The organism is Streptomyces sp. S3(2020), assembly GCF_013044505.1.
Classification (GTDB): Bacteria; Actinomycetota; Actinomycetes; order Streptomycetales; family Streptomycetaceae; genus Streptomyces.
In genome coordinates this window covers 64,000-80,572 of the sequence record NZ_JABERD010000003.1, presented here as the reverse complement: position 1 = coordinate 80,572, position 16,573 = coordinate 64,000, and the positions used below count along the sequence as shown (strand labels likewise).

The 16,573-nt window shown below is 69.1% G+C and carries 13 protein-coding genes and 3 pseudogenes; 6 read left to right on the top strand and 10 right to left on the bottom strand.

Annotated features, from left to right (window positions below; translation table 11 throughout):
• Positions 1–21: 21 nt before the first annotated feature.
• The 4 genes from HLK59_RS02150 to HLK59_RS02135 all read right to left on the bottom strand — a co-directional run bounded on the left by HLK59_RS02150 (position 22) and on the right by HLK59_RS02135 (position 4,276).
• Positions 22–2,328, bottom strand: a complete 2,307-nt coding sequence (locus tag HLK59_RS02150; protein ID WP_171139428.1) for a molybdopterin-dependent oxidoreductase — start codon at positions 2,326–2,328, stop codon at positions 22–24.
• A gap of 61 nt (positions 2,329–2,389) precedes the next feature.
• On the bottom strand, positions 2,390–2,752 hold the full coding sequence (locus HLK59_RS02145) for a hypothetical protein (protein ID WP_171139427.1): 363 nt from the start codon (positions 2,750–2,752) through the stop codon (positions 2,390–2,392).
• A gap of 53 nt (positions 2,753–2,805) precedes the next feature.
• A complete protein-coding gene (cynS, locus tag HLK59_RS02140) occupies positions 2,806–3,255 on the bottom strand; it encodes a cyanase (protein WP_171139426.1) in 450 nt (149 codons plus the stop codon).
• A 31-nt stretch (positions 3,256–3,286) separates the two neighbouring features.
• The gene (locus tag HLK59_RS02135) at positions 3,287–4,276 is read right to left on the bottom strand and encodes an arginase family protein (RefSeq protein WP_171139425.1); all 990 of its coding nucleotides are present in this window, start codon (positions 4,274–4,276) and stop codon (positions 3,287–3,289) included.
• Between the two features lie 100 nt (positions 4,277–4,376).
• Here HLK59_RS02135 and hutI point away from each other — a divergent pair, with 100 nt between their 5' ends.
• Positions 4,377–5,702: an imidazolonepropionase gene (gene hutI, locus HLK59_RS02130; protein WP_171139424.1), complete on the top strand. Its 1,326-nt coding sequence runs from the start codon at positions 4,377–4,379 to the stop codon at positions 5,700–5,702.
• Positions 5,703–5,800: 98 nt separating this feature from the next.
• Complete coding sequence (locus tag HLK59_RS02125) at positions 5,801–6,484, top strand: IclR family transcriptional regulator (protein WP_171139423.1); 684 nt, start codon at positions 5,801–5,803, stop codon at positions 6,482–6,484.
• Between the two features lie 363 nt (positions 6,485–6,847).
• Here HLK59_RS02125 and HLK59_RS50715 read toward each other — a convergent pair whose 3' ends face one another.
• Positions 6,848–7,333: a hypothetical protein gene (locus HLK59_RS50715; RefSeq protein ID WP_240982137.1), complete on the bottom strand. Its 486-nt coding sequence runs from the start codon at positions 7,331–7,333 to the stop codon at positions 6,848–6,850.
• Positions 7,334–7,965: 632 nt separating this feature from the next.
• On the opposite strand from HLK59_RS50715, the gene HLK59_RS02115 reads away from it, so the two are divergent.
• On the top strand, positions 7,966–8,907 hold the full coding sequence (locus tag HLK59_RS02115; RefSeq protein WP_171139422.1) for a ribosome-inactivating family protein: 942 nt from the start codon (positions 7,966–7,968) through the stop codon (positions 8,905–8,907).
• Between the two features lie 241 nt (positions 8,908–9,148).
• The gene (locus HLK59_RS02110; RefSeq protein WP_171139375.1) at positions 9,149–9,670 is read left to right on the top strand and encodes a hypothetical protein; all 522 of its coding nucleotides are present in this window, start codon (positions 9,149–9,151) and stop codon (positions 9,668–9,670) included.
• A gap of 239 nt (positions 9,671–9,909) precedes the next feature.
• Here HLK59_RS02110 and HLK59_RS02105 read toward each other — a convergent pair whose 3' ends face one another.
• The 5 genes and pseudogenes from HLK59_RS02105 to HLK59_RS02085 form a co-directional block, all read right to left on the bottom strand.
• Complete coding sequence (locus tag HLK59_RS02105; protein ID WP_346779631.1) at positions 9,910–10,839, bottom strand: alpha/beta hydrolase; 930 nt, start codon at positions 10,837–10,839, stop codon at positions 9,910–9,912.
• A gap of 201 nt (positions 10,840–11,040) precedes the next feature.
• Positions 11,041–11,187 (bottom strand): annotated as a pseudogene (locus HLK59_RS52285) (TetR/AcrR family transcriptional regulator); the annotation flags it as partial.
• A gap of 119 nt (positions 11,188–11,306) precedes the next feature.
• A complete protein-coding gene (locus tag HLK59_RS02095; RefSeq protein WP_171139421.1) occupies positions 11,307–11,981 on the bottom strand; it encodes a TMEM175 family protein in 675 nt (224 codons plus the stop codon).
• A gap of 153 nt (positions 11,982–12,134) precedes the next feature.
• Positions 12,135–13,658 carry an FAD-dependent monooxygenase gene (locus HLK59_RS02090; protein ID WP_171139420.1) on the bottom strand — a complete coding sequence of 508 codons (1,524 nt, stop codon included), beginning with the start codon at positions 13,656–13,658 and terminating at the stop codon, positions 12,135–12,137.
• A gap of 422 nt (positions 13,659–14,080) precedes the next feature.
• Positions 14,081–14,878: a TetR/AcrR family transcriptional regulator gene (locus tag HLK59_RS02085; protein WP_171139419.1), complete on the bottom strand. Its 798-nt coding sequence runs from the start codon at positions 14,876–14,878 to the stop codon at positions 14,081–14,083.
• A gap of 153 nt (positions 14,879–15,031) precedes the next feature.
• On the opposite strand from HLK59_RS02085, the pseudogene HLK59_RS02075 reads away from it, so the two are divergent.
• Positions 15,032–15,742: pseudogene (locus HLK59_RS02075) on the top strand (fumarylacetoacetate hydrolase family protein); the annotation flags it as partial.
• Positions 15,739–16,331, top strand: a pseudogene (locus HLK59_RS02070) (FAD-dependent monooxygenase); the annotation flags it as partial. The pseudogenes HLK59_RS02075 and HLK59_RS02070, both read left to right, overlap by 4 nt.
• Positions 16,332–16,573: the final 242 nt, after the last annotated feature.

The following is a 16,573-nucleotide window of genomic DNA, read 5'->3' as shown; positions in this document are numbered from 1 at the left end:
ATTCGAAACGCGTCCGCAACCTCAGCGGGCTTCGGCCACCGGCGGCGTCCGCACGGTCAGCGGCGGCAGCGGCTCGTTCCAGGGCTCCACGGCGACGAGGCACAGCTGGCCCGTCGCCCCCTGCCCGAGCCGGGAGGTCCCGACGTCACGGGTCACGCTGTTCGGATTGCCGCTCACGCACATCCGGTCGTCGAAGTCGGGGTCTAACCAGGCCCCGGTCGGCACCCGTACGACACCGGGCCGCACCCCGTCCGACAGGGTGACGATCCCGAGGAACGACGCCTGCCTGCGCGACCGGACGCGTACCGGATCGCCCGCGGCCACGCCGATCCGGGCCGCGTCCGCCGGGTGCATCGCCACCGACTCCCGGCCCCGCTGCTTGGTCGCCATGCTCGCCGAGCCCATGTCGAGCTGGCTGTGGAGCTTGCCGGACGGCTGGTTCGCCACCAGCACGAACGGATACTCCCGTGCGTGGGGGGAGCCCGGCCATTCCTCCGGCTCCCGCCAGACGGGGTGGCCGGGGCAGTCGTCGTAGCCGAAGCCGGCGACCGTCTCGGAGTACAGCTCGATCCGTCCGCTGGGTGTGTCGAGCGGACGCCCCTCGGGATCGGCGCGGTACCAGTCGAGCCAGCTGTGGGGTGCTGGATCGAGCGGGATCGCGGTGCTGCCGCGTTCCCAGAAGTCGGCGAACGCCGGTGTGTCCGGCGCGAGTTCACGTACCCGTTCGCGCCAGTCCCGGTACAGAGCCTCGATCCACTCGCAGGGTGTGCGGCCCTCGGTGAAACGCTCGCCCAGCCGGTGGCAGGCGGCGATGTCGGCGAAGATCCGGTAGTCGTCGCGGGCTTCGGCGTACGGCGGCACGATCCGGCGCATCGCGATCATCTCGGGTTCGTTCGACGCGGCCGCGATGTCCTCGCGTTCGACCGTCATCGTGACCGGCAGCACGATGTCCGCGTGGCGGGCCGTCGCGGTCCAGAACGGCTCGTGGACGACGACGGTCTCCGGCCGCTGGAAGGCATCGTGCAGCCGGAACAGGTCCTGGTGGTGGTGGAAGGGGTTGCCGCCGGCCCAGTAGACCAGCCGGATGTCCGGGTACGTGTGCCGTCCGCCGTCGAAGTCGAACTCCTCGCCGGGGTGCAGCAGCATGTCGGCGATGCGGGCCACCGGGATGAACGCCTCGCAGCCGTTGCGCCCCTGCGGCAGCGGCGGATTGCGCAGCAGATTGGGGTGGTTGCCGTAGTTGCCCATCGAGCCGTGCCCGACGGAGAAGCCGGAGCCGGGCAGCCCGATGCCGCCGAGCATCGCGGCGAGCGCGATCCCCATCCAGACGGGTTGCTCCCCGTGCTCCGCGCGTTGCAGCGCCGGCGCCACCGAGATGAAGGTCCGTTTCGCCGCCATCTCGGCGGCCAGCTTCCGGATGACGGACGCCGGTATGTCACAGATGCCGGCAGCCCATTCCGGACTCTTCGGACGGCCGTCGGCGGCACCGGTGATGTAGTCGCGCAGCCGCTCGTAGCCGACGGTGTGGCTGTCCAGGAAGGCCTTGTCGACGCGGTCGGTCGCGATGAGTTCGTGCGCGAGCGCGAGCATCAACGCCGTGTCGGTACCGGGCCGACAGGCGATCCACTGCGCCGGCACGTCCGGCAGGTCGGACCGCAGCGGACCGATGTTCACGAACCGGCATCCGGCCGCGTGCAGGTCGCGTACGGCGCCCCGGGCCACGTGGCGGACGGCTCCGCCGGCGTTGACGGCCGCGTTCTTCGTGGCGATGCCGCCGAACCCGACGAACAGCTCGCAGTTGCCGATCAGGTCCGACCAGGTCGAACTCGAATGCAGCATCGAGCCGTTGTGGCCCACGACATGCGGTACGACGACCAGGGCGGCGCCGAGCGAGTAGTTCGTGACCCCGCGGACGTAGCCGCCGTAGAGGTTGAGGAAGCGGTGGACCTGCGACTGCGCGTGGTGGAAGCGACCGGCACTGGACCAGCCGTAGGAACCGCCGAAGACCGCCTCCGGGCCGGACTCGCCGTAGACACGGCTTATCTCGTCCGCGACGAGCCGGATCGCGCGCTCCCATGTGACGGGCACGAACGTGTCGCGTCCGCGTCGTGCGCGCTTGTCGCCGTCGAGCCAGCCGCGGCGGACGTACGGCCGGTCGATCCGCGTCGGATGGCGGACCGCGTCGGTGACGTTGTGGATGAGGTCGTACGGGTCGGGGTCGAGTTCGTGCGGGCGTACCTCGATGCCGCCGTCGGCGGTGGGGCGGGCCTGGAAGGTGCCCCAGTGGGAGGAGTGGGAGAGGAACTCCCGCTCCGGCTCTGCGCGCATGTGCTCTCCCGCGCGGGCCGCGGCCGAGGGGCGGTGCGGGCGCCCCTGCGTCGGCGTACGGTCACGCGTCGTAGTAGTCGATCCCGACGGAGAACTCGACGAACGTGCAGGCGGTGTCCCCGACGCTCCACGCGTCGTGCCCGGGCGGGAGCATCATCACGTCGCCGGCCGAGAACTCCTCGTACGAGCCGTCGAGCATGCGGACGGCCAGCGTGCCGGCCGTGACGAGCGCGACGTGCGGAAGCTCGCACAGCTCGGTTCCGGCGTACTCCTTGAGGTCGTTGGACCACTTCGCGCCGACGCCGAAGGTGACCTCGGTCACCGCCACGCCGTCGAGCTCTGCGGTCTTCTTGCTGATGAGGCCGTGCACGTCGGACTCGGCTTCGAGCAGTGCGGCCTTCTGCATCGCGGGGTTCGCGGGCATGTGCAACTCCTTCGATTCTCGTGATTCCTGCGGTAGTTCTTCAGGGGTGTCGGCTACCAGCGGTAGTCGAGGAACTTGCCGTCGAGCGTGACCACGACGCGGTCGCCGTCGGGATCCGGGCGGCGTTCGACGGAGAGGCTGAAGTTGATGGCGCTCATGATCCCGTCGCCGAACTCCTCATGGATGAGTTCCTTGATCGCGGGACCGTAGACGGAGAGCGCCTCGTAGAAGCGGTAGAGGGTCGGGTCGGACGGCGCGCCGCCGTCCAACGTGCCCCGGTACGGCTGGAGTTGGAGTTCGAGCGCGTCGTCGGCCGAGAGCCCGAGCGCCTCCGCGACCAGCTCCGCCTCGACGGCACTCAGCGCGTGCTGCCCGAACAGGGCGGCGACCGTCCAGGCGGGAGGCCTGCCGATCAGCTCGGCGAGTTGGGCCCAGGTCACGCCCTTCGCGTGGCGGGCGAGCCGGATGCGCCGTGTGAGGTCCGACTGGGGGAGATCGGTCATGTCCGGTTTCCTCTCGTCATGTTCCTTGCCTTCACCTCAGGGCCCTGCGGCGGGCCGCGTGGCCGATGAGGACGGTCAGCAGCCTGCTGAGCGTCAGTGACGTCGTGCCGCCCACGTCCAGGCCGGGGAAGTGCTCGACCACGTCGATGCCGGCGAACTCGAAGTCCCGTCCGACCGCGGTGAACAGCGCGCTCGCCTCGCGGAAGTCCAGCCCGCCGGGCAGCGGGCAGCTGGTGCCCGGCGCGATGGTCGGGTCGAGTCCGTCGACGTCGAGCGACACGAACCACGGCAGGTCCGAGCGCATCGCCTCGGTCACCACCCCGATTCCGTCGCGGTGCACGCGCGCGGCCGGGACGATGGTGTTCCCGGCGGCCAGCGCCGCCTCCACGTCTTCCGGACGGGCACTGCCCGTACCGCGCATGCCGACCTGCACGATCTGCCCGACCCACGGCATCTCGGACATGCGCCGGATGGGACTGGAGTAGCCGTCCCGGATGCCGTCGACCTCGTCACGGAAGTCGATGTGCGCGTCCACGTGCAGGACGTTGATGACAGGCTCCTCAGCCGCGAACGCCCGTGCGCACAGGATCGGGACGGAGTCGTCACCGCCGAGCACGACCGGCACCGCGCCGCGCTCCACGATCACGCGCATCGCCGCGACCGCCGCCGCCGCGTTCCCCGCGAGGTCGCGCGGATCGCCGGTCATGTCGCCCACGTCGGCCATCGCCAGCCCGGTGGTGCCGAACAGCGTGCCCTCCAGGTCGAAGTCCCAGCGCTCCGCGTGTGCACCGAAGCGCGCGGCGGCGCGCTCACGGAAGAGACGGGGCGCGTCGGCCGCGCCGGAGTGGACCAGCTCCATGCGGTACGGCGAGCCGTAGGGCACCCCGATGACGGCGAACGCCGCGCTCAGGCAGTCGAGATCGCTCAGGCTGTCCGCCCCCGGGAACGGGACGGCCGCCGGCCGCAGCCCGTAGGCCGCCTGACCGGGCGTACCGCGCTCCACCGTCGACCGAGAACCCATTTCCCCACTCCATTCATCGCCATACCGTGAAAACGGAAGCTATCATCTGGTGAAAAGCATGGCGATAGTCAATGGTCAGAGCGATTTGATTGGAACGGGCTTGACACACAGGATTAACACTCTCGTCGTCCACGCCTCGGAACTCGTCACCCCCTCACCGGCACTCGACGGCGCCGCACGTGGCGCCCGGCTCGACCGTCTTGAGGTCATCCCCGACGGTGCGCTCGCCATCGACGACGGCCGCGTGGTCGCGATCGGCAACACGGCCGACCTGCTAGCCCGGTACGACGCCGAGCACGTCGTCGACGCGAACGGCCGCCTCGTCTCCCCGGCCTTCGTCGACCCGCACACGCATCTGCTGTACGGCGGATCCCGCCACGACGAATGGCAGGGCAAGGTGCTGGAACGGGCGGTACCCGGCATCGACGCGGGCATCCGCACCACCATCGCGGCCACCCGCGCCGCCTCCGACGCCGAGCTCACGGAACGCGCCCTGGCGGACCTGGACGAGGCGCTGGCCCACGGCACCGTCGTACTGGAGGCAAAGACCGGATACGGCCTGGACCCCGACTCCGAGACCAGGCTGCTCCGCCTGACGAAGGCGCTGGACCATCCCGTCCACGTCCCGGCCACCTACCTCGGGGCGCACACCGTCCCGGCCGAGTACCTCGACGACCGCGACGGCTACATCCGTACGGTCCTGGACACGCTGCCGCGCATCGCCGCCACCGCCGACTTCTGCGACGTGGCGTGCGACCCCGTGTCGTTCACCGCCAAGGAGAGCCGGCGCATCGCGGAGGCGGCGCGTGCGCTGGGCCTGCGCCTGAAGTTCCACGCCGACCAGACCGGCGACATCGGGGGCACGGAACTCGCGGTCGAGTTCGGCGCCGTGTCGGTCGACCACCTCGACGAGGCGTCCGACGCCGCGCTGCGCACCCTGGCCGCGAGCGACACCGTCGGCGTCGTCTTCCCGGGCGCCAACTACCACCTCCTCGACATGACGGCATCGCTCGCGCCCGGCGGACGCCCCGCCAAGGACCTGGCCGCCTGGGCGAGCCGGGTCCTCGGCTCCGGCGCGGCGATCGCCCTGTCCACGGACTACAACCCGGGCACCGCGCCGTCCCTCTCCATGCAGGCGGTCATGCAGCTGGCGGCCCGGCTCTACCGCTGGTCGTACTCCCAGGTCTGGCACATGGCGACCCTGAACGCGGCCGCGGCGCTGGGCCTTGAGTCCACCCGCGGCAGCCTCGCCCCCGGCAAGGCCGCGGACTTCGTCGTCTGGTCCGTACGCAGCCATGGCGAAGTCGTCCACCGCTTCGGCACGAACATGGCCGACCGGGTGTACACCGGCGGCCGACTGGTCGCGGAGCGAGGGCGTCGGCTGTCCCCCGGGACGACGAAGAGGGCCTGCTCAACGGCGATATAGCATGGGCGATCAGAGCCATCCGCCGTGGCGCGCACGCCGAAATCCCCGCAAGCCTGCGACTGATGCGCGCAGGCGCTGCCCGAGCCCGAGGTCCTTCCATGTCATCGCCCGATCTCGAACAGGCAGCCGACGGTCCGCGGGCCGTCCACCGCGCACTGATGATGCTGACCTGTGTCGCGGAGAGGGGCCCGCAGTCGCTGACCGAACTGGCCCGCGCGCTCGACATGTCACCGAGTACTGCCATGCGGCTGGGACGCGCCCTCATCCACTGGGGGTACCTGGACCGCGACGAGTCCGGCACGTACTCGACGGGCCGCCGGTTCGCATCGCTGCGGCGGAGCGTTCCCGACGAGCCGGAGGCCGACATCGTCGAGCTCTCCGGCCCGGTGCTGCGCGCGCTCACCGAGGACACCGGGGAGTCGAGCTACCTCAGCGTCCGGGGTGCCGCCCAGACGCTGATCTATCTCCGGCAGGTGCCGAGCCCGCAGCCCATCCGGCACGTCAACTGGACGGGGCGCAGCATGCCGATGGAGGGAACGGCGGCCGGAGCGGCGCTGCTGGGGAAGACCGACGAGCGCGGGGTCGCGGTCGCCAAGGCCATCGCGACCGAGGGCGCCACGGCCATCGCGGCCCCGGTCCGCGACGCGCACGGCACCATCGTGGCCGCACTCAGCATCGTCGGCCCGTCGTTCAGGATGCCCGCCAGGACCATCGTGAGCTGGAGTGAACACGTCCGGGGGCGGTCTGCCGGGCTGTCGCGCCTGCTGGGGTACGAGAGGTAGCGCTCGCGGCCCGGCCGACGGAAGACGGCAGCGGCCCAGGCTGCCGCACGGCAAGCCCGGAAGACGGTCGGCACCACGGCGGGCGTCAATGGCTGCCGCATGCTCAGTACCCATAACTTTGAAACCACTTCGAAAGTCGCCCTGACGCCATCACTGGAAGAGGGGCGCAGGCAGCGGACCGGTCACGCACGCCTCGCTAATGGTCGGACGGCGGCGACCCGTTCCGTTCCCCCGACGGCTGGGTAACGATTTTCGATACCAAGGGGAACGATCTTCAGGGCCTCATGCCGACCCAGCTCATCAGCACTCGTGAACACCCCGGGCCCTGCCCAGGGCGCCGACAGCGCGGCACCGATCGGTGGGTCAGGTTTGGTTCCGCGCAGCCTGGCGTTCGATCCCCAGGCGGGCGAAGTGGTTGATGAGATCGGGGGCATCCACCGCGGCCGGGGCGAGGACCTGGTCGACCGGGACGCCCTGGAGCAGCCGCTTGACCGGGACTTCCAGCTTTTTGCCTGTACGGGTGTGCGGGATGTCTGGCACTTCAAGGATCTCGTCGAGCAGGTCCACGGTGACCTGGTCTGCGGGGTGCCCGGTGGTCAAATCCGCCAGTTCCTGAGCGGTGCGGGCCATGTCCAGGGTGGTCCCGATGCGCATGCTCGCCTCGTTCACCACGGACAACCGCCACTGCAGCCTGCGCTCCCGTTCCTCCTTCAACGCAAGGACGCCCTGCTCCGAGGGCAGGTCCAAGAATTCATCGCCGATCGCGATCAGTCGGCGCGCCGTCGCGCCAAGCAGCTCGACGTCGCTTGTCCATCGGGTCACCTCCTCGATCATCTGGTCGAGGAGCATGCCCCATCCGAGGCGGACCGCACGCAGCAGGGAACTGATCGGCACCCCCGCCGGCCAGGCTGCGGGCGCGTTCCGCTTCCGCCGACGGAGATTCCATCATGTGCGGCACGGGACACCAGAGCGTCTACGGTGAACCCCACAACACCGACGCTGCGCCGCTCACAGTTCCGCCGCGTGCCACGTCCCGCTGCCAGGACCAGCACACGTCGAGCGGACCGGCCCCGAAGCGCACGTGACCATGGCAGCCGAGCCGCTGGGCCCGGAACGCCGTTCGGAATCAGGGTTGTGGTGGACCAGGGTGGAAGCGTTGGCCGACCGTCAAGGAGCATCCTTACGCTTACGCCCGTCGAAGCCGCTGCGGCGGGACAGGTGCTGACCCAATGTCCGTGGAGCCGCCTGCCGGGCTGCGCTGGCGCAGCGTCCCGAACATTCGAGTTACTGATGGGTAGGGTCATCTGCCTCTATCGGCTTCTGATGCCCGAAGTGGAGATTGAGGCGCACCAGCTCCCCACACCGGCCGGAATCCACGGCGCGCGGACGATATGCCCGCAGGCTCGGGAGGACTTCACCTCCAGGCCATGCCTTCTGCAGATCCGTCGCCACGGGGCGTCACACCGACAGAGAGGGCTCACATGCAGATACGCTCGGTTTCCCATCCAGCCACGCCGTCGCGGGCGGGCAGTGGCGGGCACAGACGGGGCTCTCGGTGGTTCAAGGGGAAATTCCTGGTCCTCTTCCTCGCCGTCGCCGCGCTGCTGGGCGGCGCCGCCCTGATGGTCCCCCAGTTCCAGGAGAAGGCCAGCGCGATCGACGACGGCCAGGACATCACCTGGGACATCGGCAACCGAAACGCTGGCGCGTCCAGCTACACCAGCATGATCGAAGCGGTGCGGCAGCGCGCGTCCCGAGGCCAGTTCCTGCGCGCCAACACGCACCGCACGCGCCCCGACGCCACGAGCGAATTCTTCAGCGTCGACATGAGTGTGCAGGACGAGGGATCGAGCACCCCGAGTCAGATCCGGCTGCAGATCCGCGCCAGCGACCTGTTCGTCGTCGGCTGGCTCAACGTGAACGAGCGCATCTACAACCGGATCGAGTTCGGCAGTCCCCCCTTCGGCAATCAGGTAGGGGAGCGCACCACTTCCTATAACGGCAGCTACCTCCAGCTGGAGCGCCGTGTCGGCGACCGCGCGAACATTCCGCTGTCTCCCAACACAGTCCGGCAGGCGGTCCGCGACCTGTCCCGGAGCGCGTCCAGCGAGGCCCAGGAAGCCCGCGGCCTCATCGTTCTCATCCAGACGATCTCCGAGGCCGCCCGGTTCCGCCCGATCGAGGAGATGTTCCGCAATACCTATACCACCGAAGCGGTGCTACCGCCGCCGCACATCCTGGCCCTAGAGAACAGCTGGGCCTCCATGTCCGAGATCGGTAATCGGCATCTCAACAACCCGAACGACGAGGCCATCAACACCCTCATGCGCGCGCATGCGGGCGTCCTGGGAGACCTCGGAATAACCAATCCATCGGTCGTGGTCGCGATGCTCGGGATAGCGCTCACCATTTCTCTCCCCTGAGTGACAAGCTGGGCGACCAGCAGATCAATGGTGTGACGTTGGGGCATCGCTGCCGGTCAGGAGTTCGGGGTTCACTTGGTTGCGGCATGAGCACGCGCAAGCCGAACCCGCGATCACGGCATGGAAGGCTGGGCATCCGTCGGTCGGCGGGCATCAGGGCAAGTACGCGATGCGGGAGATCGTGAACGCGATCCTCTAACAGAACGGCACGGGTTGTCAGTGGGAGTTCCGGCTCCATGACATGGCCCCGCCCGGAGCGGTGAAGTACTACTTCTACCTCTGGCGTGACGAGGGCACCGACCAGGACATTCACGACCTGCTGCGCCGGCAGCTGCGGGAGAAGCGGAAACGCATAGCCGACCCGAGCCTGGTGGTCCTGGATACGCAGAGCATCCACGTGGCCGTCGGCGTCCCGGCCAAGACGACGGGCCGGGGCGCCGCGAAAAGGGTGCCGGGCTGGAAGAGATGCCACGCCGTGGACGTGCTGGGCCTCGTCATCGACTGCCTCGTCCTGACCGCCCCGGCGCACGAGAACACCACCGGAATCGCCCTGCTTGACCAGGTCGCCTCTCCGAGCGGCAGTGTGAGGAAGGCCCTGGCCGATGCGGACCGACCGATGCGCGCCCGCGGCCTCTGCCATGCCTTCGACCTGCCGATCCTCCCGAAGGACACCGAAGACATCCGCTCCAAACTGAAACGCCTGGTCAGCCGGGGCATCCTCATCGAACCCGAACCCGGCTTGTTCGCCCGCCCCGACAGCTGAGGGCCACCCGCAACCAGCGCTCCTTCCCCAACTTCAACCACGAAACGAAAAAGAGCCCACATTCCGCACTCTCATGAGAGGCGGCTGATCGTGCACGGCAGAGGTGCCCCAGCGATGGCGCCTGAGCAGTCGCCGGCCGGGACGACGTCCATGACCACGCGGTCTGGGCGCGACAGAGCGGCCTCCAATGGCTACCGCGCTTCCGGCCACGGCGGGCGCGGCAGCTCGTTCCGAGCGGGTCATGGCTCGCTCAACGCCGCGCTGAGCGCGTCGAGCATGGCGGTGCGAAAAGCGGTCATCGAGGGTGCCCTGCCGTCGAGCAGGGCGTCCGCGCCGTGGTACATGCCCGGTTCGACACGCAGTTCGCACGCGGTCCCCGCCTCGCGCAGGCGACGTGCGTACTCGATGTCTTCGGGGCAGAACAGATCGAGGTCACCGACGCCTATCCAGGCAGGAGGGAGTCCAGTGAGATCGGCACGCCGTGCGGCGGCGATGTAGGGGCGGTCGTCCCGTTTCTGCGGTGGCCGGCCGAGGTACGCCGTCCACGCGAAGCGGTTGGATGCCGGTGTCCAGGTGTAGACGCTGCTTTCATGGGGATCGGGACGCAGAGCAGTACGGTCGTCGAGCATCGGGTACTCCAGCAGCTGGAACCGGACCGGCACTCCGGTGTCGTGGGCGCGCTGGACGACGGTGGCGGCCAGCCCGCCGCCGGCGCTCTCCCCTCCGACGACGATGAGTTCTGGATCGACCCCGAGGTCGGAGGCGTTGTCGTGCAGCCAGCGCAGTGCTCGATAGCAGTCGTCGTGTGCGGCAGGGTAGGGGTTTTCCGGCGCGAGACGGTAGTCGACGCCGACCACGAGCACCCCGAGTTCTGCAGCGACACGGCTGCACCACGCGTTCTCCTGCCGTGCGGCGCCAACCACTGTCCCTCCGCCATGGATCCACAGCAGAGCCCCGCCCGGCCTACGACGGCCGACTGTCTGGTAGGCCAGCAGGTTCACGCCGGGGTCGGTGGCCGTGGCGGGGACGGTGCATCGCTCGACCCGCACGCCAGGCCTGATCGTGGCACCGATCAGGGGCACCACTTGGCGCGCGATGGCACGGACGGCGGCATTACCGAAGTTCAGCGGGACGTAGAGCGCGGGATGACGCAGCTCAGACGGAATCATGGCCAGAGCACGGTGGCGCGCGGTGATCACCATGGCCCCTTTGAGAGCCACCGCGGCACCCAGGACACCGACGGTACGGCGGAGAGTCATGCTGACACCTTGCTTCCAAGCGGATGGTCTCGCTGCGGACGTGTGCAGTCGTCCGGTGGGCTGCCGGCCTACCGGCACGGTGGAGATGGCCGGCAGACAGCGGCGGCAGATTTCGTGCGCCTCGCCGGCGGACACGCCGAACATACGCAGCAGTTCCGCGACGACGTGGTCGGTTGCTTCGGCGTCGTCGCGCGCTGGGTGATCGTGCGGGAACTGGCCAAGACAGAGCACAGCGCCGACCACGACGACAAGGGCAAGCTCGGTGTCGTGCGCATTTTTTTCCTACCCGTCGCGACGAATGCCCGGACGAGCGTGGCGCGGTACGCGTCCTGGGCGACTCCTGGCGATTCGGCCCGGCTCGCTCGACCTCTGGGGAGTCAGCGACGCGCTTTGTCTGGTGACTGATTGCCGCCCGGATGGGTGGCCCAGCGGGCGGCCAGCGCGGTGAGTACGAAGACCGCTGCCCAGCTGTACTTGGCGCCGCTCAGGCTGACGTAGGCGACAGGGATCGACAGCAGGAAGGCGACCGTCGGGAAGGTGATGAACAGTTGGAAACGCCGCATGACTTCGGGCGCGGCATGCGGACGCAGGAGTGCACGCGCCCGGCAGTGGCGCACCGTGTTGATCAAGACCAGCCCGGTTCCGCCGACGACGGTGGCGTAGAGGACGGCGCTGACTTGGTAGGCGCTGTCCTCGATGAGGACCTTCGTCGCGAAGGGAACGAGGATGATCCCTAGCAGCCAGACGAAGTTCAGCCACAAGAGCCTGGGTGTGAACCCGCCGATGCGGCCGAACAACCACTTGTGCGCTACCCAGTACGCGGCGATGACCGCGAAGCTCAGCAGGAACATCGCGTAGTCCGGGACTTCCTCCCGGAACGCCCTCCACACCTCGGCGTCGCTTGCCCCGTGAGGCACCGGCAGCTCCAGTGCCAGCAGAGTCAGGGCGATCGCAACGACCGCATCACTGAAGAAGACCAGCCGCTCGTTGTCGGCCACGGCTTTGCCGTTGGCCACGGCTTTGCCGTTGGTGGTCTCACTCGCCTCGGTCATGTCGGTTTCCTGGTGTCCTTACGTGAGTTCCGGTCCGCGCGCTGGGCCCAAGGCCCTTGAGAGCGATTGGGGTCCGACGCGACAGCTCGGTTGATGGGAACGGCTTTTCGCCGTGTGGTGAGCTCGGAGTTCACCGCCGCGTACGGCAAAGCGTCACCTCGGGATGAACGCGTTTGCCGTGGTGGCGAAGGTGGCCGCCCAGTCGGTCGTGATGATGCCGCCGATGTATCCGTCGGGCCGGATCAGGATCAGTGCGTCGCCGTCCACGCCGTAGATGCTGGCCAGTTTGCCGGTGGTGTCGGTGATGTAGTCGTTGTCGATTCCGCGCCCGCTGCGGATGGCGTAGCGGCGCAGTTCGGCGCCCTCGGCCGGCCATATCAGCTCAGGCAGGGCCTCGGTGGCGTTGGGGCCGAAGGCCAGCAGGGTGAAGTGCGGTCCTTGGTAGATGTCGAAGAGGCGGCTGGAGCCGGGGGCGGTGCACGGCGCGTCCGGCGCCCGGTCGCCCACGTGCAGGGTCTTGGTGGCCGGAGCGTCGGCGGGGGCAAGCGGGCCGCCGGTATAGGTGAGCCCGAGCTGCCGCTCTTCGTCCCCGCGCTTCAGCCCGGCGACACTGTGCTTGCTGAGGCTCTGATAGAGCTCGCTGGACTTGCCGAGAACACCCGCGGCGATCGGGAGCCGTTCCGCCTCATAGCTGTCGAGGAGGCTGTCCGGAGCGCCGGCGATCACCTGGCCGAGCTTCCAGCCCAGGTTGTAGGCGTCCTGCACACCGGTGTTGAGGCCCTGCGCGCCGGCCGGGGTGTGTACGTGGGCGGCGTCGCCCGCCAGGAAGACTCGGCCCTGTCGGTAGTGCTCGACGAGCCGGACGTTGGGCCGGAACACCGAAGTCCAGGTGATGTCGCGGAGCTTGAGGCCGACGAGTGCGTGGAACTGTTCGACCAGGGCGGCATGGTCGGTGTTCGGCGTCTCGCCGGACTTCAGCCGGATCATCACCTGGAACTGGTCGGAGTGCGGCAGCGGGCATGCGCCTGCGGACGCGCGGGGCCACATGTGCCACCGGTCGCGGGACAGTCCGTCGATCGTGCAGTCGATGATGAGGGTCTTGTCGGAGTTGTCGGTCTCCCCGACGAAGCCGAGACCGGTCGCCTCGCGGACGGCGCTCGCGCCGCCGTCGGCGCCGACGAGGTACTTGCTGCGCACCTGCTCACCGGTGGAGAGCCTCGCGGTGACGCCGTCCGCGTCCTGCTCGAAGCCCTCCAGGGCGACCCCGTACTCGATGCTCAGTCCCAGGCGCTCGAGCAGACGGTGCAGGATCGCGTCGGTGCGGTGCTGCGGCAGCAGCAGGATGTTCGGGTAGGGGACGTCCGGGGTCGGCTTGCTTCGCTGCTGCATTTTCCAGGGCGCGGTGACAGGGCCGAGGTGGAGTCCCGCGAGCGGGTAGGGTCCGCCCTCCGCGTGCGCCTCGTGCAGCACGCCGAAGTCCTCGAGGACTTCCTGGGTGCGGGGCTGGATGCCCTTGGCGCGGGAGCCCTCGAAGGCGTGCGGCGCCTTGTTGACGACACGGACGCGCAGGCCGCGCCGCAACAGGTCGGCCGCCAGAGTGGAGCCCGTCGGGCCGGCGCCGGCGACGAGAACGTCGATGTCGTCCTGTCGAGCGTGTCGGCGGTGGTGTTCGGTCATGTTGATCAACCTCAATCGATGGTGTAGGGGAAACAGCCGAGCGGCCGCACCGCGGGGGTTCTCGAACTGGACCACGCGTCCGCATGCGGCGGCAGGCGGCCGTGGGCCGGATGGAGCAGCGTCCGGACCGTCGAACTGTCGACGATCGGAGACGGGAGTCGTGCGGAGTACCGCCCGACGGTGGAGTTCTGCTCCTTTCCGCGAAGAGAAGCCGCGTCATGTCGACCAGTGCGGTTTGCGGCCGCCCCGGGTCATCCCGCTCTCTTTAATGGCTACAGCGTAGCCGTTTATTGAGGATGGAGCAAGCCGGGCGAGCTGGGGGTACGCAAGGATGGCCGTGTGGACCGCTCTCAACGGGCGACCCGCCCCGACCGGGGCCCGCGCCACTGGCACCACCCGGGCATCGGACGCCACACGGGGCGTCAGGCGGCCGGATCGTTCGCCACCGGCCCTTTCGGGGTCCGCCCGGTTCGATGCCTGCCGGGATCCGTGGAGTCCTGAGGCTGTTTACGTGCGGCCCGCTCCAGGCCGTCGAGGAGCAGATCCAGACCGAACCGGAATTCCTCGTGCGGCGGTACGGAGGTCAGCTCGTCGGCAGCTGCCGACGTGGCCGGGTAGCCGACCGGATCGAGGGAGCGATAGTAGCCCCGCAGCTGCGCCTGGTCCTCCGGCCCCGGCGTTCCGGGGCTGTGCTGCTGAATGGCGAAGCCGATCACGTAGTGCCCGATGGCCGTGAACGCGCGGGCGGTCAGGGACACGGAGAATCCGTGACCCAGGAGCAGCCCACCCAGCCATTCCCTTGCGAGGAGGCTGTTGGGTCCTGCGGGAACCCGGGTCGCCAGCAAGGTGATCGCGTGGGGGTGTCGGCGCAGGACCTCGTAAAAAGCGTTCGCGGAGATGGTCACGGCTTCCCGCCAGGGCAGGCCTTCCACATTCCCGGGCGTGATGCGGACCTCGCCCAGAATCTTCTCCGCCACGAGGACGAGGAGTTCGTCCTTGCTGTTGAAGCGGCGGTAGAGCGTCGCCGTGCCGGACCCGAGGGCCTCGGCGAGGGTGCGCAGGGTCAGCGCCTGGATCCCGGCGTCGTCGACAAGCCGCAGGGCCGTGTCCACGATCCGGCCGATGTCCGTCTGCGGGCGGCCTCGCTGCTGCGTGAGGGCAGGCGCCCGGCCCGCCCACCAGGCGGGGCTGCCCGGAACGGGCTGGACCTCCGAGGTCATGCGGTGATCCCCCTTCGGTGGCGGATCTCTGGGCCTGAGTGTCCGGAAGTGAGCATTATGGAGTCATCGTATCCGTTAAAGGTTGATGATGAGCAGCCAGAGCCTTGCAGGCCGCTCGGGCCGCCCGGCGACTCACGCTTACATCTCTGATGTTTTGCTCAGTTCACCTTCGCCGACTCGCCGTGCATGGTGATCCGACGCGGCCCCGCGTCCCGTTTCATCGGCCCGGCATTCCGCGCGGCCTAGCGCGGCGACCTGGACCGGCTCGCCCGGACCACCGGCTCCACCGTGCGAGACGCCGACCCGCCCGGTGGTGGCAAGGTGGTCGACCTGCTCGACCCCTCCGGCCTCCCGGTGCGGGTCGTGCACCATGTCGGGCTCGTTCTCACCAACGACGTCAGCGCCCGTGACGTCCAGCTGACCAAGACCCCGTTCTACGAGAGCAAGTCGTACCCCACCTTCACTCCGACGGGCCCGTACCTCGCGCTGCTGGAGCCGGAGGACTTCACCCATCTCCTCGATCTGCGGCTGAAGTTGTCCGTCAACTGCGACCTGAGTCAGGACCGCACCCTGGCCGACATGATCGTCCGCCCGGTGCAGGCGCTGTCCCTGCTGGCCCGTTTCCAGATCCTCGACCCCGGCGACCTGCTGCTGACCGGCACCGCGCTGAAGGCGCCGCCCAAGGCGGTCGAGAAGATCGGCGCGCTGTTGCCGCCGGCCGTCAAGTGGAAGGCGTTCTTCAGGAGCCAGGCCCGCACCCCGCACTTCCTCCACGCGGATGACCTGATCACCGCCACGATCACCACTCCGGACGGGCGGATCGACCTCGGCGAGCAGCGCACCCCCGTGGCAGACGCACAGTGAGTACGTCGCCCCGGGTACCCGTGGTGATCGTCGGGGCCAGGCCCGTCGGCGTCACCGCCGCCCTCCTGCTCGCCCGGCACGGTGTGCGGGCGGTCGTCCTCGAACGTCACTCGGACGTCTACCCCCTGCCCCGAGCCGTCGCCATGGACGACGAGGTCCGCCGGATCCTCCAGGCCGCTGGAATCCACGATGAGTTCGCCGAGGTCGCCCGACCGGCGCGTGGCCTGCGGCTGCTGGACGCCCGACACCGGATGACCGCCGAATTCCGGCGCTCCGAGCACAGGCACCATGATTTCCCGCAGCCCAGTATGTTCGGCCAGCCGGAGCTGGAGACCTGGAGACTCTGCTGCGCGAGGCCCTGGCCCGGCGCCCGGAGTGCGTGCTGGGGACCGGGGCGGAGGTGTCGCCCGTCGACCAGGCCGCTGACGGTCCGGTTCGCGTGACCGTCCGGGGAAAGGGTGGCGAGAGCCATCTGTGGGCGAACGCCGTTCTGGGCTGCGACCGCGCCAACAGCCTGACGCGTGGGGCCATCGGAGCCGGACGGGAGGACCTGCGTTTCGACGAGCGCTGGAATGTCGTCGACGTCCGCGCAGGCCTCCCGGTCAGCTCCCTCACTCCTCCGCCTTCGCCAGCGCGGCGCCCCATGCTCGGCAACGTTGACCTGAACGACGGCACCGTCATTGCGCGCCACTGCGGCGCTCCGCCGCAGTGGCATAGGCGCTGCCTATACCTCGTAGAGGCAGCGGGACTTGGTGCGCGCAGCCAGTCGTGGGGTCCACTGGCCCTGCTGTGCAGCACGTCACACCGGCCCCCTCCGCGCACCACTCTCAG